This window comes from Hoeflea phototrophica DFL-43 (genome assembly GCF_000154705.2).
Lineage (GTDB): Bacteria > Pseudomonadota > Alphaproteobacteria > Rhizobiales > Rhizobiaceae > Hoeflea > Hoeflea phototrophica.
This window is the reverse complement of the sequence record NZ_CM002917.1, coordinates 465,789-484,060: the sequence shown is the minus strand read 5'-3', so window position 1 is coordinate 484,060 and position 18,272 is coordinate 465,789. Positions and strand designations below refer to the sequence as shown.

The following is an 18,272-nucleotide window of genomic DNA, read 5'->3' as shown; positions in this document are numbered from 1 at the left end:
CTCCTTCTGAGCTTTGGAATGGCCTGATTGAAATCAGGGTTTGAGGATGATCTTCGGGGCTGATGCCCGTCCGTTCAGAATGTCTGCAAAGGCTTCCGCACCACTTTCGAGATCGCGGATTTCAGGCCAGTCGAGCCGGCCCAACCGGCCATCGAAAATGGCCGCTGCGGTCTCGCGAAAATCTTGAGGTGTGTAGGTGTAGGCACCTATGAAGGTGATTTCCTGCAGCGTCATGCGGCGGATATCGAGGCCGCCATCGGCGTCGCCCAGACCGATGTGAACAATGACACCGCCGGGCCGCGCAGCCCGGCTTGCGCTTGCCCGGGTCGCAGCAAAGCCCACGCCGTCAATCACCAGATCGTAGCCGCCGGGTGCCTCCGCGGTAATGGCATCAGGAGAGGCGATGGTGAACGCCCCGGCCGATTTCAACGCCGGCAAGCGACGCGGATTGGCCTCGGATATGGTGACATCACGTGCGCCCTGCGCCGTGAGTGCCAGAGCCGCTCCGAGCCCGATGGCGCCGCCGCCGATCACCAGACAGCGGGCCTCGGCCAGTGGCAGATCGAGAGCAGCCGCACCCAAGCGGACGCCATGCCAGCCGCAGGCAAGCGGCTCGGCCAGACAGGCCTTTTCAAAGGAAACATCGTCCGGCATCTCGACCAGGTTTTCAGTCGGAATGGCAATCAGTTCAGCAAAGGCACCCTGCCGCGGGTCCATCGACAGGATCTGACGATTGGGGCAGAGATTGTTGCGCTCGGAGAGACAGGCGCGGCACTTGCCGCAGGTGGCCAGCGGATTGACCGTCACACGCTTGCCCTGAAGCTGGCCTTCAACAACGACACCCGCGGCCTCGTGTCCCAAAATCAGCGGCGCGGGACGGCGCTCATCATGGCCGAGATAGGCATGCATGTCGGATCCGCAGATGCCGACGGCCTCCACCCGAACCAGGCATTCACCGACCGGCACGACCGGGTCCGGCTCTTGGCGGAAAACCAACTCCCGGGGGGATGTGTAAACCAGCGCTTTCATTTGGCTGTATAGCCTCCGTCGACAAACAGCACCTGCCCGGTGACATAGGCCGAGGCGTCAGAGGCGAGGAACATCAGCGGCCCCTCAAGATCAGCCATTTCACCATTGCGGCCGATGCAGGTGGCGCGGGCATGATGTGAGGAGACGTCCTTGTCGGCAAAGACCGGCCCTGTCAGCTCGGTGGGGAAGAACCCCGGCGCCAGCGCATTGGCAATGATGCCGTCGCGCGACCAGGCTTCCGCCATGGCTCGCGTCAATTGCTCGACACCGCCCTTGGAAGCACCATAGGCAATGCCATTGGCAAAGGCCCGGCGCGACTGAAGAGAAGCGAAATTGATGATCCGCCCCCAGCGTTTCTCACGCATACCGGGCACCAGTGCCTGGGCCAGAAAGAACGGAACCGTGAGATTGAGGTGGATGGTATCGCGCCACCCCTCAGCGGTTACCTTATCCGCCTGCTGGCGCAGATTGAGGCCTGCAGCATTGACCAGTATATCCGGCGCGCCAAATGGATCCGACACGTCAGCGACAAGAGCTTCGAAATCCTGCATGGTTCCAAGATCGGCCGCAATTGCTGCCGTTTCTCCGCCGGCCTCGGCGCGCCAGGCTTCCAGCGCGTCGGCACGGCGCGCCAGGCCGATGACCCTTGCGCCGGCTTTTGCCAGGAAATTGGCCGAAGCACGCCCGAGACCGGAGCTCGCACCAGTTACGAGCGCGACCCTGCCCTCTACGCCAAACACAGATCCGGTTGTCATCTCAGATGTCCTGATCCACGCCCGAAAGATCGAAATTGTCGAGCGGAAAGTATTTGCGCAACCGTATGTCGGCGGTGCGGGCATGGCCCTCCATGCCTTCAAGCCGGGAAATCCGCGCCGTCGCTTCGGCGATCGGCCGGGATCCGTCCCTCGTGGCGCGCTGCCAGGTGACGATCTTCATGAACTTGTGAACAGACAGGCCGCCGGTGTAGCGCGCGGCGCCCGAGGTCGGCAGCACGTGGTTTGTGCCAGATGCCTTGTCGCCAAATGCCACCGTCGTTTCCTCGCCGAGGAAAAGTGAGCCGTAGCAGCTCAGTCGATCAAGCCACCAATCCAGATCAGCGGCCTGAACCGTCAGGTGTTCGGGCGCATAATCATCGGAGGTCCGAGCCATCTCCTCACGGCTGTCGCAGAGGATGACTTCGGCGAAGTCGCGCCAGGCGGCCTCCGCATTGTCACGGTTGACCTGCGGCAGATCGGCAATAAGCCGCGGCACCAGCGCCATCACGGTTTCCGCCAAAGACTTGTCGTCGGTGACCAGCCAGACCGGAGAATTGTAGCCGTGCTCGGCCTGGCCGACGAGATCGGCAGCGACGATTTCCGGGTCGGCATCCTTGTCGGCAAGGATCAGGCTGTCGGTGGGGCCAGCGAACATGTCGATGCCGACGCGGCCGAACAGAATCCGCTTGGCTTCGGCAACAAACTGGTTTCCGGGACCGACGAGAATACCGGCTGGCGGCACATCGAACAGACCGAAGGCCATCGAGGCCACGCCCTGCACTCCGCCCATGGCGAGAATGGTGTCGGCGCCACAGATATCGGCGGTGTAGAGAATGGCTGGATGGACGCCGACATCAGGACGTGGCGGCGAGCAAACGGTGATGTGCTTGCAGCCGGCGACCTTCGCCGTGGTCACGGTCATGATCGCGGAGGCGACATGGCTGTAACGGCCACCGGGGACATAGCAGCCGGCCGATTCGATGGGGATGGTTTTCTGCCCGGCGACGAGACCCGGCACAATCTCGAGCTCGACATCGCCGAGTGTCCCCTTCTGTGCTTCGGCAAACCTGCGCACATTGTCATGCGCAAAGCGGATGTCATCCTTGAGTTTCTGCGGCAGGCTTGCCGCTGCACGCTCGATTTCTTCCCGGGTGACGATGATGTTGCCGGTGTAGCGGTCGAATTTCTCCGCATACTCGCGTGCTGATGCCTCGCCACCGGCTTCGATGGCATCAAGGATCGACTGCACTGTGTCACGGACCGAACCGGAATCTGTGCTTGCGGTTTTTTCTGCTTTCTTGAGATAGATGCGGGACATGGCCGCGGAACTCCTACTGGTAGATTTCGGGCAACAGGGTTGTTGAGAGTGCAGGCACATAGGCAATGATCAGCACTACGAGCAGCATGAAGAATACGAACGGGATCGCTTGCCAGGCTATTTTCAGAATCGACTCACCGGTGATGCCAGACACGACAAACAGGTTGAGACCGAGCGGTGGAGTGATGAAGCCAACTCCGAGCGATGTGATCATCATGATGCAGAACTGGATCTCGTTCATGCCGATGTTGTCGGCCAGTGGTTTGAGGATCGGAGCCAGGATCACGATGTTGGGCGTCGTTTCCATCACGCAGCCGGCAGCGATCAGGATGAAGATCATCAGCAGGATCAGAATGTAGGGATCCTCGCTGATCGATGTGACGGCAGCGACAAAACCCTGCGGCACACCCATGATGGCGAGCGCCTGAGCCAGCGGCAGCGAGAAGGCGATGATTGGCAGGATAACGCCGACCACCTTGGCAGACCCGAGCAACATCGCCGGAAAATCGGACAGTTTCAGCGTTTTGAGGAAGAAGCCCATGATGATGGTGACGATGACGGCGGTGGCGCCAGCCTCGGTGGGTGTCAAACGCCCGGAGAAGATGCCGTAGAAAATGATTCCGGGGACCAGGAACGCGTACCAGCCTGACTTCAGTGTCGTCCCCAGATTGCTGGCCCACTCGGCAAACGTCATTGGTTCGCCGCCTTCATATTTGTAGATGCGGTTGACCACGATGTTGGTGATCAGGATCGAGACCAGGATACAGATCCCGGGAATGAGCGCCGCCAGGAACAGCGTGGAGGCCGAGATGCCGAGCACCAGACCGATGATGATGTAGGCGATCGATGGCGGGATCAGGATGCCGGTACAGGCACCTGCTGCAACCAGGGCACAGGCATAGGGCCGCGGATAGCCGCTTTCCACCAGGCGGCCGATGGTCATCCGGCCCACGGCAGCCGCACCGGCGGCATCGGAACCCGAGATCGCAGCAAACATGCCGCACACCAGAACCGTGGCGGAGCCAAATCCGCCCTTGGTCCAGCAGGTCAGCGCCTCGGCCACATCGAGAAACTTGCGGCTGAGACCGGTGCGGACCAGCACATCGCCGGTCAGGATAAAGAGCGGGATCGCGGTGAGCGCAAAATGGTCAATCCCGTCAAACAGGGATTCGCCGACCAGAGAGAGCGGCAGCGCGCCGGACATGATCAACATGACGATCGCGGCCGAGCCGATTGCGGCCCACACCGGGATGGCCAGCGCGCACAGGATCACAAACAGGATCACCGGCGCATAGAAGTCCCAACCCAGTTCAACCGTATTTAATTGCTGATTCCACAACATGGCTGGTCCTCAATCAAAAAGCTGGTTGCCTTCGAACACCGGCTTGCCGGTTCGAAGCGAGTTGAGATCATGGATGAAGGACTGAATCAGCCGCGCGATGAGAAGTGTGAAACCAATCGGCACCGCCAGCAGGAACCAGACCATGGAAATGCGCAGGCCGTGGCTGACAGAGCCGAATTTCCAGGAGACCGTGACGGTTTCAAAAGACCAGTAGAGTGCAACCAGAGCCACCGACAACATCACAAGATCGCCCAGCATGTAGAGCAACGCCTTCAGTCGCGGCCCGAGGTAATGCATGATGACATCAATGCGGATATGCGCGCGCTCGCGCACCGCAGATGCCGCCCCGATCCAGGCAAGGTAGATGAAGGAATAGCGCACCACTTCCTCGCCCCATATCGATGAGTAGGAAAAGGCTTCCCGCCGTAGAACTTCAACGGCCATCGTCACCACAAGCAGAACGTAGAAGACCAGCAAGGCCCACCGTTCCGCATTCCTGTCCAATGCTCTTAGAAATCCTGGCACGTCTATCCCCTCCTGCGCGACCGCCGGGGCGGCTCCCCGTGGTGCAAGCTGACATGAAAGACTTTCGAGTGGAGCCGGCGCCCCTTAAGGCGCCGGCCAAGATCAAGCGTTACGCGTCGTGGACGTAGTAACGGCCCATGGTGCTTGCGGCTTCGTCAAGCTTGTTGAAGACATCCATCGACCCGGCAAGTTCCACCTTGAAGGAGTCCCAATCAGGCTTCTGATAGCCGCCAACATCTTCCCATTCCGCAAGCTGATCATCGGTCAGCGAATGGAACTCGACACCGGACTTGCGCAACTCAGACATGGCGTAGTTGCGGGCCGCGGGAACCTTGGCGAGGTTCTGCTGCGCGGTAATCTCACCGGCGAACTCGATGCCTTCCTGCACGTCCGCGGGCAGACCGTTGAACCATTCCAGGTTCATCGAGAAGACCTGGCTGTCAGGCACGGCCTGGGTAAAGGTCACATGGCTGAGGATATCCTTGAAGCCGAAGACATAGAGCGCCCCGACGGACGGATCCAGCGCATCGGCAACACCCTGCTTGATGGCAGAGGGGGTTTCGCCCCAAGCCACCGGCGTCGGGTTCGCGCCGACCATACGGTAGTATTGCTGCAACATCGCCGAGCCGGGTACGCGGAACTTGACGCCTGCCATGTCAGCCGGCGACATGACCACATTGCCACCCTTGCGCACGGCGACGACACGGGGGTCGATCACAATGTAGAAAAGGGGCTTGAAACCAGCCGCCTCAATCTTCGGATGGACTTCCGACTTCCAGGTGTCGGACGTTACCAGATTGACGAATTTCTGGTTGGCGCCGCAGAAATACGGCAGGTTGATCAGGTCGGCAGCAGGCGCGAAAGGCGCGAAGTTGGACAGCGAATGCTGTGCCGCCTGAATAGTACCGCCCTGAACCTTCTGCACGAGAGCGCCACCGGCGCCGAGCTGGCCGCCAGGTGCAAGCCGGACATAGACCTTGCCGTTTGTGGCGTTCTGGATGTTTTCCTTCAGGTCCAGCTGCATGATGGGATAGCTGCGGGATGCACCGAGAATATAGGCGGTGGCAATGGTCATGACGTGCTCGGCCGCAGCCTCGCGCTCACTCTCTTCCTTGGCGGTCTGCGCCACGGCCTGATCCGACCACAGCGTGCCCGCGGCACCAGCCACCATTGCGACGGTGAATGCACCGGCCCCGGTCAGCTTGAGAAAATTGCGCCTCTCGATCGAAGCCACTTCATTCTGAATTGTCTTGTCATTCATCGGGTTTCCTCCTCCCCATTCGTGATTGAATTCTCACCGGCCTTGTTGTGCGCTTCTATGAAGAGCAGACCGGCGACAAAGAAACTGCAGGAGAGCGCAAGCGTCGCCGCCTGCGCAACATCGGACAGGAATTCGGCGCGGAAAAATGCGCCAGCAACCACGTCGACCGAAAAGACGGTCGCACACAGCCCGGATACCCAGAATGCCAATTTTCCTGATCGTGTCATGACCCCTCCCAAGGCTCCAACAAGATCAGTGTAAGCGCTTACATGGTGATGCGCAAGCGCTTACAGTGTCCATTGCGCATTTTCTTCGTATAGTGCCGCCAGGAGCATTGATGAGCGAATTTGCCAGACCAACACTTGATGATGTGGCCAGGGCGGCTGGGGTGTCGACGGCAACGGTTTCGCGTTGTCTCAATTCCCCGAACCAGGTGATCCCAGCCACGCGGCAACGCGTCATGGAGGCGGTTCAATCCTTGGGCTACACGCCCGACTTTGGCGGACGTGCGCTCGCCTCACGGCGCACCAACACGGTTGGCGCCATCATCCCGACTATGGAAAACGCCATCTTTGCGCGCGGTCTGCAATCTTTCCAGGAAGCGCTGACCAAAGCAGGCAAGACCTTGCTGGTGGCCTCATCCGGATACGATCCGGCGCGCGAGCGCGAGCAGATGGAAGCGCTGATCAGCCGTGGCGCCGACGGACTTCTGCTGATCGGCTCCGCCCGGCCGGAGGCAAGCATCGAGTATCTGCGCCGCCGCGGCGTACCCTATATCGGGGCCTGGAACCTTGGTGGACCGGATGGATATTTCGTGGGTTTCGACAATGCTGCTGCAGCCGCGAAACTGACCGAAATGGTGATTGCGAAGGGCCACCAGCGCATTGCCATGATCGGTGGCATCTCCGACATGAATGACCGTGCTGCCGCCCGTATCCTTGGTGTGCGGCAAACCATAGCAGCAGCAGGGATCGGCGATGGTTCGCTTCGGGTGATTGAGGCGCCATATGCGTTTCAGAACGGGGCTGACGCCTTTGGTGCGCTGATGGAAACAAGCCCGCGCCCGACGGTCGTGATGTGCGGCAATGATGTGCTTGCCGTTGGCGCCTTGCAGAAGGCACGCGAGATGGGGCTGCGTGTTCCGCAGGATGTGTCGATCACCGGGTTTGACGACATCGACATTTCCGCCGTCGTCGATCCGGGGCTGACCACTGTGCGGGTGCCGCACAGGCGCATGGGTGAAGCGGCGGCGGAGATGCTGCTCCGGCTGATCAACAAGGAGACAGTCGAGCGGCAAGTGGAAATTCCAACTGCGATTATCGAACGCGGAACTTTGGGGCCGCCACCTGCCGCGTAAGAAACCGGCAAGCTGAACGTCCAGTTACGCCGTAGATGCCTCTCAATGGAAATTGCGGCCCTTGGGCAGTGCCTGAATTGCGGTGCGAGACGTTGCCAGTTGCTCGTAGTCGCGGCGCAGTTCCGGCGCATCGCGGATCAACCGGACGATCTTGGCGGCAGGCTTTCGCTCCTGCGCCCTTGTGTCCTCAATCGGGCGGCGGACCTCATCGGCATTGGCGAGGCCGCCCATCTGGTCGGCCATGTCGGAAATCTGCGCCATTGCCGGGGTCAGGTCTTCAAGTTCATCGGCCACCACATGAATGACGCCCTCCTCATTCTGCAGCTTGCCGCGCACGCCGACGCAGCGGCTTCCAAGTACGATGGCGCGAAATTTCTCGAACACCTTGGGCCAGACGATGATGTTGGCGACACCGGTCTCGTCTTCGATGGTTTCAAACACCACACCCTTGGCCGAGCCCGGTCGCTGCCTGACCAGCACCAGGCCCGCAACCTTGACCCTGACGCCGCTGCGGATCCCGGCCAGATCCATATTGTGCCTGAAGCCCGAGCGGGCGAGGTTGGCACGCAGGAACGAAATCGGATGGGCCTTCAGTGAAAAGGACAGCGACTGGTAATCATTGATCACCTGCTCGCCCAGCGGCATCGGCGGCAGATCAATGTCAGGTTCGCGTTGCAGGTTGCTTGTGTCAGCGATGGCGAACAAAGGCAGCCGCTCGGCGCTCGAAAGCGGATCGAGCGCCTTGACCGCCCAAATGGCATCACGGCGCTCAAGCCCGATGGAGCGGAAACAATCAGCCTCGGCCAATTGCTCGATGGCGCGCCGCGACAGGCCCGAGCGCATCCACAGATCGCGCACGCTGTCATAGCCACGCCCGCGCTTGTCGACCAGCATTGCCGCATCCGCCTTGCCGAATCCCTTGACCTGCCTCAACCCCAGCCGCACCGCATGGCTGTGCTTCATGACATCTGCCATGTCGTGATGGCGCTGTGAGACCGGCTGCGGGTTCGCATCCGGCTCTAGTAGAGCGTCCCAGCTTGAAAAATTGATGTCGACGGGCCTGATTTCGACACCATGCTCGCGGGCGTCGCGGATCAGTTGCGCCGGGGCATAGAACCCCATCGGCTGGGAGTTGAGAATGGCGGCGCAAAACACATCCGGATAATGGCACTTGAGCCAGCAGGAAACATAGACCAGCAGGGCGAAGCTTGCGGCATGGCTTTCTGGAAAGCCATATTCGCCAAACCCCTCGATCTGGCGGAAGCAATGCTCGGCGAACTCGCGCTCATAGCCATTTCTGAGCATGCCCTCGACCATCTTCTTCTGGAATGAGCCGATGGTACCGACCCGGCGAAACGTGGCCATGGCGCGGCGCAGCTTGTCGGCCTCGCCCGGCGAAAAACCACCGGCGACGATGGCAATGTTCATCGCCTGCTCCTGAAACAGTGGCACGCCGAGCGTCTTGCCAAGCACTGCCTCAAGTTCCGGCTTGGGAAAGGAGACCGGCTCCCTGCCCTGTCTCCGGCGCAAGTAAGGATGCACCATATCGCCCTGGATCGGCCCGGGACGGACGATCGCCACCTCGATCACAAGATCATAATAGCAGCGCGGCCTGAGCCGCGGCAGCATCGACATCTGCGCCCGGCTTTCGATCTGGAAGACGCCAATCGTGTCAGCGCGGCAGATCATGTCATAGGTGGCACGGTCGCCATCAGGCAATGAGGCGAGCGTTTCACGGCGGCCATAATGGGTGTCGAGAAAATCGAAGGCCTTGCGGATGCAGGTCAGCATGCCGAGCGCCAGGACATCGATCTTGAGCATGCCGAGGCTTTCGAGATCATCCTTGTCCCACTCGACAATGGTGCGGTCCTCCATCGCCGCATTCTCGATCGGGATCAGTGAGGAGAGCTTGTCGCGGGTGATGACAAAGCCGCCGACATGCTGGGAGAGGTGGCGCGGGAAGCCGGTGATCTGGCTTGCCAGATCCAGCATCTGCGCCAGATGCTTGTCGGCGGGATCTAGCCCCGCGCGGCGCGCATCTTCGGGATCAACCTCGCGTGACCAGCCGCCCCATTTGGTGCCGGAGATGGCGGCGATGGCATCGTTGGACAGGCCAAACACCTTTCCCACCTCACGGATTGCCGAGCGCGCCCGGTAGGTGATCACAGTGGCCGCCAGCCCGGCCCGGTCGCGACCGTATTTTTCGTAGATGTACTGGATCACCTCCTCGCGCCGCTCATGCTCGAAATCGACATCGATGTCGGGCGGCTCGTTGCGCTCCTCAGAGATGAAACGTTCGAACAGCAGATCAACCTTGCCGGGGTTCACCTCGGTGATTTCGAGACAATAACAGACGGCTGAATTGGCGGCCGAGCCGCGCCCCTGGCAGAGGATATCTTGCGAGCGGGCAAAGCGGACAATGTCATAGACGGTGAGAAAATAGGGCGCATAATCGAGTTTGCGGATCAGCCGCAGCTCATGGGCGATGGCCTTGAGCACTTTCTCAGGGGTGCCGTCGGGATAGCGTTTCTTCAGCCCGATGGCGGTGAGTCTCTCGAGTGCCTCCTGCGCTGGCAGCGGCTCGGAGCTAAGTGCCTCGAACAAGGGCGCGTCGGGATATTGATAGCGCAATTCATCCAGCGAGAAGCAGATGCGGGCGAACAGTTTTGCTGCTTGCGCCACAGCCTGCTCATAGCCCTTGAACAGATGCAGCATCTCGGCATGGGAGCGCAGATGCCGCTCGGCATTGGGCTTGAGACGGGTGCCAATCGTGGCCAGGGTCTCGCGCTCGCGGATGCAGGTCAGCACATCCTGCAACGGCCGACGCTCAGGCGCGTGATACAGCACGTCGCCAATCGCCACCAACGGCACATCATGGGTCTGTGCCAATCGGGCAATGGCAGCCATGTGGCGCTGATCATCCGGCCCGTGATGACGGGTCAGCGCGAGATGGAGATGATCAGGGAAGGCTGTGCGCAACCGCTCCAGCACCGGGGGCAAGGCCTTCATCCGGTCACTCCCGGCAGCGGGCGGCACCAGGGCCATCAGCAGCCCGCGGCCATGGGCGAGGCAATCCTCAAGCGTGAGATGACATTCGCCCTTGGGCGCGCGGCGTTTGCCCAGGGTCAGCAGCTCACACAGATTTCCGTAAGCCGCACGATCCTCGGGCCAGACCAGAATGTCGGGCGTTCCATCCATGAAGACGAGCCGGCACCCGACCGCGAAGGCAAGCCCCGCTTCCTTCGCCGCCATATGACCGCGCACCACGCCAGCCAGCGAATTGCGGTCGGTGAGCGCTATCCCGCCAAGTCCCAGCCGCGCGGCCTGCACCACCAGCTCCTCGGTGTGCGACGCGCCGCGCAGAAAGGAGAAATTGCTGGCGGCGGCGAGCTCGACATAGGCCGGGTCCGGCATCGGGGCATTCCGGGTTGGCGGGCTGTTCCTCATGCAAACAGCCCGTGCATGTACCAGGCTGGTTCATTGGTTTCGCGCCCGTAAAGCCCGTGCCGGAACATCCAGAACCGGTAGCCCTGACGGTCCTCGACACGGAAGTAATCGCGGGTGCGCGCACCGCGCCCGTCGCGCCACCATTCGCAGGCGATACGCTCGGGCCCTTGGGCGCGCGCCACCTCATAGGCCACGCCACGCCAGCGGAACCTGAGCGGCGGGCCATCGGGGACCTCGGCGATGGTGCTGAGCAGTTCGGGCCGGTCAAACAGGATCAGCGGCCGGGTGATGAGCGGATCGGGCTCCACCTGATCGGGCAGCAGCTCCATGGCCAGCGCGGTGGCATGGGCACCTGACCAGCGGCCGGAGCCGTTTCCCGGACCGCCGTTGAGACGGGCAACCTGTATGCGGGCGAAGCTGCGCTCGGGGATATGGGTGTCGGCCATGACGAAGCGTTGCACCCGGTCGAGGCCAAGCCTTGCGCCGAGCCGGTCGACCAGTGCGTCATGGCCCTCGCTCGCCCTGCCGCCCGCGACCATATCGCCCTGCGCCGCCTCGAACGGATCGGCGTGCAGGATATCGAGCCGGATCAGGTCGAAGCCAAAGCCAGCATCGAGATCCTCATGCAGCCCGGCGAGGCGTTCGGCAAACAATCGCTCGATCATGCGGGCGTCGCGCAGAGGCCGTGCCGTCTGCACCTCAAGGGCTGCGACATGGCCATCAACTCGGAACAGCCGAAGCCGGCAGCGGCGGATGCCGAGACCACGGCGCTCGAGCGGCTCGATCATGGCGGCGGCAAGCGCACTGATGACATGAGTGACCGCATCATGATGGGTCACGGGATCGGCGAAACGGCGCTCGGTGGAAAGCTCTGCCACCGGCATAAGAGGCGAGATGGCTTCCGTCTCCCGGCCCAGCGCCTGATCGAGCCGCTGCATCAGCCCGGCGCCGAAGCGGGCGGCGAGCGGTGCGCGCGGCAGGCTGGTGATGCAGCCGATGGTCTTGAGCCCGACGCGCCCGAGCGAGGCGACCAGCGCGGGTTGAAGCCGCAGGCCACTCAGGCTCAAAGGCAGGATCGCCTCGCCATGGCTGTCCTCGGAAATGATCCTGGCTGCACCATGGCGCGCCATCGCCCAGGCCGCGCCCGGCGTGTCGGCCAGGCACAGCCTTGCGTGAAAGCCCTGGGCCAGAAGCCGGGCTTCGAGGTCAGCGACGAGGGCTGCCTCACCGCCCATGAGATGGGCGCATCCGGTGATGTCCATGAACAGGCCATGGTCACCTCCAACGCCCGTCTCCCTCTCCGCATCCGGATTGGCCCCGAGCCCGACCAGTGGTGTGTAACGTTCGCACCAGCTTGCAATCCGAAGCAACGCGGCATGATCGGCGTCAGCATCGGCCTGATGGCAATCGAGATCGTGGACCAGTGCGCGGGCATCGCTGAGCGACTGCCCCTTGCGGATGCCATGTGCGCGAGCACGGCTGTCGAGCGCAAGAATGCGAATGGCGTTCTTGACCGTGCCGGTAACGACGAGAGGCTGCGTCTCAGGATGCGCGTCCGAAATCCTGTCGGTGATCCAGGACTTGCCCCATCGCAGCCGCTGGATCCTGTCGGTTGGCAGATGGGTGAAGGCGATGGAGAGAAACCGCTGGCGGTGCGTTTTGGATGTCGGGATGGTCTGCGGCATGGTCAAACACTCGGGTCTTGGGGTTCCAGGCTAAAAGCCAGTGGCCGGTGCGTCCGGCGCGGTTTCGTTCCAGCGTGAGGGACAGCCGCATTGCCCCCACGCGCTTGTGATCAAGTTCATCCACCCCTGAAACATGCGACTGCACCCGCCAACGCGTCACTGCCGCCGTTGCCTCCTCCTCCCCGCTCTGTCGCAGGACCAGCGCCAGCACCCCTTTTTCGCGCGCCCGCAGCATCAGCCGCCGCGTTGCCGTGATGTCGAACCGCGCCGGGTTGCCCCTTATGTGAAACACCATTGCCGCAAGACCGGCACAGCCCGCCGCCTCGTCAGCCGCCCACATTGCGCCCTGCAGATCGCGCGGTTCGACAAGCGTCAGCGCCGAAGGATCAAGCCCGTACTGGGCGAGGCCCGCGGGAAACAGTCCGCCGCCATCGCCACGGGCTGCGGGATCATTGACCCAGACGATCCTGCCCGCGCCGCTGTGCGTGTTCGCGGATGCGCGCGCCGCAAGCCCGAGCGCAAATCCCGCTCCAGCGCCAATGTCGCGGGCAAGAGCACAGCGCAGCTCATGCAGCCCGCCACAGGCGAGCCCGCCCTCCAGGCAGCGGTCGGCACCGGCAGCCCCCAGAGCCAGCTGCGAGGCCTGAAACACGGCTTGAGAGTGGCCGTGTGCGGACTGCGCGCTGTTGTGCGCCTGCAAAATATCTGTCGCGGCCCGCAGCCGTGCAAGGTCCATGTCACACCTTAATGTTCTTGTTATGTTCTAATAAACGACGAATCCAGGGTGAGAGTCAATCGGCTGTTTGAAGTCAGGCCAGATCACTTTCCGCCAACAGCACTTGGCAACAGCACTTGGCAAATGCACCCCGACTGTTTCACAATCAACAACTGGCGGGAGGAACGCTTCAATGATCAAGCCGCCAAGGAGGAGAAAAACATGTGCAAGATGTTCGCAGGTCAGGACCCGACACGGTATGAGCAGGTCACTCGGCGACTCCGACTCAATGGTCAAAGCACGTCAATTCGTCTTGAACGAACCTTCTGGGGCATTCTGGACGAACTGGCAGATTCCCAGGGCATGACGACCCCGGTGTTCATGTCCAAACTGCATTCTGAAGTGCTGGAACTGCATGGCGAACCGAAAAATTTCGCATCGCTGCTGCGCTGCTGCTGTCTCGTTTACCTAGAGAACAACAGCATGAACAGCGATCAGCTGATCGCTGCGGAGTAACCCACAGCCGTAGTATACAACTACTACCCACATCGCCTCAAACGGTTGCAGACTGTCATAAAGTCTGAAACCACACGGGAGCGACCATGGCCAAGGCCATTCACAGCATGATCCGCGTGCTCGATGAAGCGCGCTCTGTCGAATTTTACAAAACCGCGTTCGGTCTGGACATCGCCGACCGGCTGGATTTCGACAATTTCACCCTCATCTATCTCAGCAATTCTGAGACAGGTTTCGAGCTTGAGTTGACTGTCAACAAAGGCAGGACCGAACCCTATGATCTGGGCGACGGCTATGGGCATCTGGCGTTTTCGGTCGACGACGTCAACAGCGAGCATGCACGTCTGACCAAGCTCAACTTGAACCCGCGCAAACTTGTTGACTTTGCCCCAGCCGGCGAGGTGATTGCGCGTTTCTTCTTCATCGCCGACCCGGACGGGTACCAGATCGAAGTGCTTCAACGCGCCGGACGCTATCTCTAGCCGGAATGCCGCGCTGAATCGGAGGTTGAAGACTTGCCGGGAGGAGGTTCCGGCAACCAAGGCAGCACAGACGCCACCAAGGGAGGAAAACCATGACTACTCAATCCAAGCAGCAAGGGATGACCCGCCGTCAGCTCTTGTCGCGATCAATCGCGGCGGGGGCGACATTTGTCGTTGGCCCCAACTTTATCGCCGGGATCAATGCGGCCTGGGCGATGGAAACCACGGCACTCAAGCCAGCCTCGATGGCAACGCTGATCCAGATGGCGCGCGACATCTACCCGCATGACCAGGTGGCCGATGAGTTCTACGCCCTTGCGGTCAAGGGCTACGACACTGTGGATGCTGCGCCGGATATCGAAGCCGGCATTGCGGCACTGGATGCCGCAGCACGCGGCAAGGGGCACGCCTCCTACATCGACACCGGCTGGGAGCGCGATCGCGTCGACATTCTTCGCAATATAGAAGGCAGCGCCTTCTTCCAGCGCATTCGCGGCGGTCTTGTCACCGGCCTCTACAACCAGAAAGCCGTCTGGCCGCTGTTTGGCTATGAGGGTGAGAGTTACAGCCAGGGCGGTTACATCGACCGCGGCTTTGACGACATCAACTGGATTTGAGGGAGGGGCAGGACATGGTTGCAAAGTTTGAACTGAATGACGATTCGGTCGTCGTTGTCATCGGCACCGGCGCCGGCGGAGGCGTGGTCGCCAATGAACTGGCCCAGAAGGGCGTCAAGGTCGTCGCTCTCGAAGCCGGCGGGCGCTATCTGCCGGAAGACTACATCAATGACGAGTGGGAGAGTTTTGGGCAGTTGGCCTGGCTCGATGCCCGCTCGACCTCCGGCGACTGGCGTGTTGCCAAGGATTTCTCCGGATTACCCGCCTGGATCGTCAAGGCGGTTGGCGGGACCACGACCCACTGGGCCGGCGCCTCGTTGCGCTTTCAGGCCCATGAATTCAAGACCAAGACAACCTATGGCGATGTTCAGGGTGCCAATCTGCTCGACTGGCCGATCGACCTGGCGGAAATGGAACCCTGGTACGAAAAGGCCGAGACCAAGCTCGGCGTGACCCGCACCGGCGATCGTGCCGGTCTTCCCGGCAACAACAATTTCAAAGTGTTTGAAGCCGGCGCGAAGGCTTTGGGATACAAGGAAGTCCATACCGGCCGGATGGCGATCAACTCCGCTGATTATGATGACCGCCTGGCCTGTCAGCAAACCGGTTTCTGCTTCCAGGGATGTAAATGGGGCGCCAAATGGTCGGCGGCCTACACCGACATTCCACGCGGCGAAGCCACCGGCAATCTCGAGGTCCGCGAGCGGGCGCATGTGCTGAAAATCGAGCATGACGACAGCGGCAAGGTGACAGGCGTGCTGTATGCCGACAGGGACGGAAACCAGCAACTGCAAAAGGCGAGAATCGTCTGCGTTGCGGGCAACTCGATCGAAAGCCCGAGGCTGCTTCTCAATTCCGCCTCCGCGATGTTCCCGGACGGACTTGCCAACTCTTCGGGACAGGTTGGACGCAACTACATGCGCCACATGACCGGATCGGTCTATGCCGTCTTTGACAAACCGGTGAAGATGTGGCGCGGAACCACCATGGCCGGAATCGTGCAGGATGAATCCCGTCATGATCCGTCACGGGGCTTTGTCGGCGGCTATGAACTTGAAACCCTGGCACTCGGCCTGCCCTTTATGGCGGCATTCCTAGATCCAGGCGGATGGGGTCGTGAATTCACCACCGCGCTTGACTCCTACGAGAACATGGCCGGGTTGTGGATTGTCGGTGAAGACATGCCGCAGGAAACCAACCGGATCACGCTCAACCATGATCTGAAGGACCAATATGGCCTGCCGGCGCCAAATGTTCATTTCGATGATCATCCTAACGACAAGGCGATGCGCGCCCATGCCTACAAGCAAGGCATGGCAATCTATGATGCGGTTGGCGCCACCCGAACGTTTCCAACCCCGCCCTACCCGTCGACCCACAATCTGGGAACCAACCGGATGTCGGAAAACGCGCGTGACGGCGTCGTCAACAAATGGGGCCAGACCCATGACATCGCCAATCTGTTCATCTCGGACGGATCGCAGTTCACCACCGGTGCCGCGGAAAATCCGACGCTGACAATTGTTGCGCTGGCGATCCGCCAGGCCGACCATATCGCAAAGGAAATGAGCGCCGGAATTCTCTGACGCCTCCATTGCACACCTGCAAAGCGGCGCCCTTCGGAGCGCCGTTTTCAATTGAGCTGTCAAATGTGAAAATAAGTGTCGCCCGGCGCTACATCACTGCGCCCATCTGCCAGGGGACGAATTCCGCGCCGCCAAAGCCCAGTTCCTCGCTTTTGGTTTGCTCGCCGGAAGCCACGCGGAGAAACAGCTCGAAAATCTCGCGGCCCTTGTCCTCCAGGCTGACACCCTCGCTGACGATGTCGCCGCAATTGAGGTCCATGTCTTCCGACATCCGGCTGTACATTTCCGAATTGGTGGCAAGCTTGATGCAGGGTGTCGGCTTGTAGCCCGAGACCGATCCGCGCCCGGTGGTAAAAACCACCAGATTGGCGCCCGAGGCAATCTGTCCGGTCACCGAACAGGGGTCATAGCCTGGGCTGTCCATGAACACGAACCCGCGCTCTGTCACCGGCTCAGCGAATTTGTAGACCTGGGTCAAAGGCGCCGTGCCACCCTTGGCCACCGCGCCAAGTGATTTCTCCAGGATCGTGGTGAGACCGCCCTTCTTGTTGCCAGGCGAAGGATTGTTGTCCATCTGACCGCCATTGCGGGCGGTGTACTCCTCCCACCAGTGAATCCGCTCAACGATCTTCGCGCCCACCTGAGGTGTCACCGCGCGGCGGGTGAGCAGGTGCTCGGCACCATAGATCTCCGAGGTTTCCGACAGAATGGTGGTGCCGCCATGGGCAACCAGCATGTCCGACGCCGCGCCCAGTGCCGGATTGGCGGTGATGCCGGAATAGCCGTCGGAGCCGCCGCATTGCATGCCCACCATCAGATGTTCGAGGCCGGCGGGCGCACGAGCGCTCTTGTTGGCGGCCGCAGCCATCTCCTTGAGTTGCTCCAAAGCGCGCTCGATGGTCTTGCGGGTGCCGCCTGATTGCTGGATCGTCATGTAGCGGAAATTGCTATCGGTCCGCATCCGGCCGCGGCCCACCAGATCGGGCACCTGCATCACCTCGCAGCCAAGCCCCAAGAGCAGGATGCCGGCGAAATTGGGATTGCGGGCATAGCCCTGAAGCGTGCGGAACAGGGTGTCATAGCCTTCGTCGTTGCCTGACATGCCACACCCCGTGCCGTGCACAATCGGCACCACGCCATCGACATTCTCAAACTCCGACAACCAGCCCTGCTTTTCCACCGCCTCAGCGATGAAGCGCGCCACCGAGCCCGAACAGTTCACCGAAGTCAAAATGCCGAGATAATTGCGGGTGCCGACCGATCCGTCCGCCCGGTGATAACCCATGAAATGGCGTTGCTCCGCCGGTACGGACAAGGGGTGGACCTGGGTTGAAAAAGCGTAGTCCGCGCCATGGCCGCCCATGCCGAGATTGTGGACATGCACATGCTCTCCGGGCGCAATGGCGGATGTGGCAACGCCGATGGTCTGGCCATAGCGAACAATTTTCTCGCCGAGGGCGATGTCGCGAATGGCGATCTTGTGGCCGCGCGCCACCGCCTGTGACAATGGCCGATCAAGATCCGGCAGCTGCACGCCGGTTTCGAGATCCTTGAGCGCAATGACAATATTATCATCAGGGTTTAGGCGAATCGCCGCGTTGAGTTGAGTTGTCATAGTCCGGTCCGTCTGTATAAGG

Annotated in this window: 16 protein-coding genes; 5 read left to right on the top strand and 11 right to left on the bottom strand. The window is 61.2% G+C overall.

The window, feature by feature from the left end; genetic code table 11:
• Window positions 1-33: 33 nt before the first annotated feature.
• The 7 genes from HPDFL43_RS02310 to HPDFL43_RS02280 all read right to left on the bottom strand — a co-directional run bounded on the left by HPDFL43_RS02310 (window position 34) and on the right by HPDFL43_RS02280 (window position 6,457).
• Entirely contained in the window at window positions 34-1,029 is a 996-nt protein-coding gene (locus HPDFL43_RS02310; RefSeq protein WP_007199953.1) for an alcohol dehydrogenase catalytic domain-containing protein, read from the bottom strand.
• Window positions 1,026-1,784, bottom strand: coding sequence for an SDR family NAD(P)-dependent oxidoreductase (locus HPDFL43_RS02305; protein WP_007199952.1), 759 nt, complete (start codon window positions 1,782-1,784; stop codon window positions 1,026-1,028). Before HPDFL43_RS02305 ends, HPDFL43_RS02310 begins: the two co-directional genes overlap by 4 nt.
• Before the next feature lies 1 nt (window position 1,785).
• Window positions 1,786-3,102 (bottom strand): histidinol dehydrogenase, encoded by a 1,317-nt coding sequence (gene hisD, locus HPDFL43_RS02300; RefSeq protein WP_007199951.1) that lies wholly within the window; start codon window positions 3,100-3,102, stop codon window positions 1,786-1,788.
• Between the two features lie 13 nt (window positions 3,103-3,115).
• The gene (locus tag HPDFL43_RS02295; protein ID WP_007199950.1) at window positions 3,116-4,444 is read right to left on the bottom strand and encodes a TRAP transporter large permease; all 1,329 of its coding nucleotides are present in this window, start codon (window positions 4,442-4,444) and stop codon (window positions 3,116-3,118) included.
• Window positions 4,445-4,453: 9 nt separating this feature from the next.
• Window positions 4,454-4,921, bottom strand: coding sequence for a TRAP transporter small permease (locus HPDFL43_RS02290; RefSeq protein WP_007199949.1), 468 nt, complete (start codon window positions 4,919-4,921; stop codon window positions 4,454-4,456).
• A gap of 157 nt (window positions 4,922-5,078) precedes the next feature.
• Window positions 5,079-6,230, bottom strand: coding sequence for a TRAP transporter substrate-binding protein DctP (gene dctP / locus HPDFL43_RS02285; RefSeq protein ID WP_007199948.1), 1,152 nt, complete (start codon window positions 6,228-6,230; stop codon window positions 5,079-5,081).
• Window positions 6,227-6,457: a hypothetical protein gene (locus HPDFL43_RS02280; protein WP_007199947.1), complete on the bottom strand. Its 231-nt coding sequence runs from the start codon at window positions 6,455-6,457 to the stop codon at window positions 6,227-6,229. Before HPDFL43_RS02280 ends, dctP begins: the two co-directional genes overlap by 4 nt.
• A gap of 110 nt (window positions 6,458-6,567) precedes the next feature.
• Between HPDFL43_RS02280 and HPDFL43_RS02275 the strand changes: the two genes are divergently transcribed.
• Window positions 6,568-7,587: a LacI family DNA-binding transcriptional regulator gene (locus HPDFL43_RS02275; RefSeq protein WP_007199946.1), complete on the top strand. Its 1,020-nt coding sequence runs from the start codon at window positions 6,568-6,570 to the stop codon at window positions 7,585-7,587.
• A gap of 42 nt (window positions 7,588-7,629) precedes the next feature.
• Here the strand turns inward: HPDFL43_RS02275 and HPDFL43_RS02270 are convergent, their stop codons facing one another.
• From HPDFL43_RS02270 to HPDFL43_RS22190, 3 genes are read right to left on the bottom strand one after another with little or no spacing between them, the layout of a single operon-like run.
• Complete coding sequence (locus HPDFL43_RS02270; RefSeq protein ID WP_007199945.1) at window positions 7,630-11,001, bottom strand: error-prone DNA polymerase; 3,372 nt, start codon at window positions 10,999-11,001, stop codon at window positions 7,630-7,632.
• A 29-nt stretch (window positions 11,002-11,030) separates the two neighbouring features.
• Window positions 11,031-12,668, bottom strand: a complete 1,638-nt coding sequence (locus HPDFL43_RS02265) for a Y-family DNA polymerase (protein WP_425348849.1) — start codon at window positions 12,666-12,668, stop codon at window positions 11,031-11,033.
• Entirely contained in the window at window positions 12,577-13,455 is an 879-nt protein-coding gene (locus HPDFL43_RS22190) for an ImuA family protein (protein ID WP_007199943.1), read from the bottom strand. The genes HPDFL43_RS02265 and HPDFL43_RS22190 overlap by 92 nt, the downstream gene beginning before the upstream one ends.
• Window positions 13,456-13,656: 201 nt before the next feature.
• Between HPDFL43_RS22190 and HPDFL43_RS02255 the strand changes: the two genes are divergently transcribed.
• The 4 genes from HPDFL43_RS02255 to HPDFL43_RS02240 all read left to right on the top strand — a co-directional run bounded on the left by HPDFL43_RS02255 (window position 13,657) and on the right by HPDFL43_RS02240 (window position 16,635).
• A complete protein-coding gene (locus HPDFL43_RS02255) occupies window positions 13,657-13,950 on the top strand; it encodes a ribbon-helix-helix domain-containing protein (RefSeq protein WP_040449535.1) in 294 nt (97 codons plus the stop codon).
• A gap of 86 nt (window positions 13,951-14,036) precedes the next feature.
• Complete coding sequence (locus tag HPDFL43_RS02250) at window positions 14,037-14,432, top strand: VOC family protein (protein ID WP_007199941.1); 396 nt, start codon at window positions 14,037-14,039, stop codon at window positions 14,430-14,432.
• A gap of 92 nt (window positions 14,433-14,524) precedes the next feature.
• Window positions 14,525-15,049 carry a twin-arginine translocation pathway signal gene (locus HPDFL43_RS02245; RefSeq protein WP_040448938.1) on the top strand — a complete coding sequence of 175 codons (525 nt, stop codon included), beginning with the start codon at window positions 14,525-14,527 and terminating at the stop codon, window positions 15,047-15,049.
• 14 nt (window positions 15,050-15,063) lie between these two features.
• Window positions 15,064-16,635, top strand: a complete 1,572-nt coding sequence (locus tag HPDFL43_RS02240; protein ID WP_007199939.1) for a GMC family oxidoreductase — start codon at window positions 15,064-15,066, stop codon at window positions 16,633-16,635.
• A gap of 88 nt (window positions 16,636-16,723) precedes the next feature.
• On the opposite strand, the gene HPDFL43_RS02235 is transcribed toward HPDFL43_RS02240, so the two are convergent.
• Window positions 16,724-18,250 (bottom strand): UxaA family hydrolase, encoded by a 1,527-nt coding sequence (locus tag HPDFL43_RS02235; protein WP_007199938.1) that lies wholly within the window; start codon window positions 18,248-18,250, stop codon window positions 16,724-16,726.
• Window positions 18,251-18,272: the final 22 nt, after the last annotated feature.

Bases quoted from the DNA above. Each gene is read 5' to 3' on its own strand.
- HPDFL43_RS02255 (WP_040449535.1), top strand. From the start codon at position 13,657: ATGTGCAAGATGTTCGCAGGTCAGGACCCGACACGGTATGAGCAGGTC.
- HPDFL43_RS22190 (WP_007199943.1), bottom strand. From the start codon at position 13,455: ATGGACCTTGCACGGCTGCGGGCCGCGACAGATATTTTGCAGGCGCAC.
- hisD (WP_007199951.1), bottom strand. From the start codon at position 3,102: ATGTCCCGCATCTATCTCAAGAAAGCAGAAAAAACCGCAAGCACAGAT.
- HPDFL43_RS02245 (WP_040448938.1), top strand. From the start codon at position 14,525: ATGACTACTCAATCCAAGCAGCAAGGGATGACCCGCCGTCAGCTCTTG.
- HPDFL43_RS02305 (WP_007199952.1), bottom strand. From the start codon at position 1,784: ATGACAACCGGATCTGTGTTTGGCGTAGAGGGCAGGGTCGCGCTCGTA.
- HPDFL43_RS02310 (WP_007199953.1), bottom strand. From the start codon at position 1,029: ATGAAAGCGCTGGTTTACACATCCCCCCGGGAGTTGGTTTTCCGCCAA.
- HPDFL43_RS02275 (WP_007199946.1), top strand. From the start codon at position 6,568: ATGAGCGAATTTGCCAGACCAACACTTGATGATGTGGCCAGGGCGGCT.
- HPDFL43_RS02280 (WP_007199947.1), bottom strand. From the start codon at position 6,457: ATGACACGATCAGGAAAATTGGCATTCTGGGTATCCGGGCTGTGTGCG.
- HPDFL43_RS02270 (WP_007199945.1), bottom strand. From the start codon at position 11,001: ATGCCGGACCCGGCCTATGTCGAGCTCGCCGCCGCCAGCAATTTCTCC.
- HPDFL43_RS02235 (WP_007199938.1), bottom strand. From the start codon at position 18,250: ATGACAACTCAACTCAACGCGGCGATTCGCCTAAACCCTGATGATAAT.
- dctP (WP_007199948.1), bottom strand. From the start codon at position 6,230: ATGAATGACAAGACAATTCAGAATGAAGTGGCTTCGATCGAGAGGCGC.
- HPDFL43_RS02295 (WP_007199950.1), bottom strand. From the start codon at position 4,444: ATGTTGTGGAATCAGCAATTAAATACGGTTGAACTGGGTTGGGACTTC.
- HPDFL43_RS02240 (WP_007199939.1), top strand. From the start codon at position 15,064: ATGGTTGCAAAGTTTGAACTGAATGACGATTCGGTCGTCGTTGTCATC.
- HPDFL43_RS02250 (WP_007199941.1), top strand. From the start codon at position 14,037: ATGGCCAAGGCCATTCACAGCATGATCCGCGTGCTCGATGAAGCGCGC.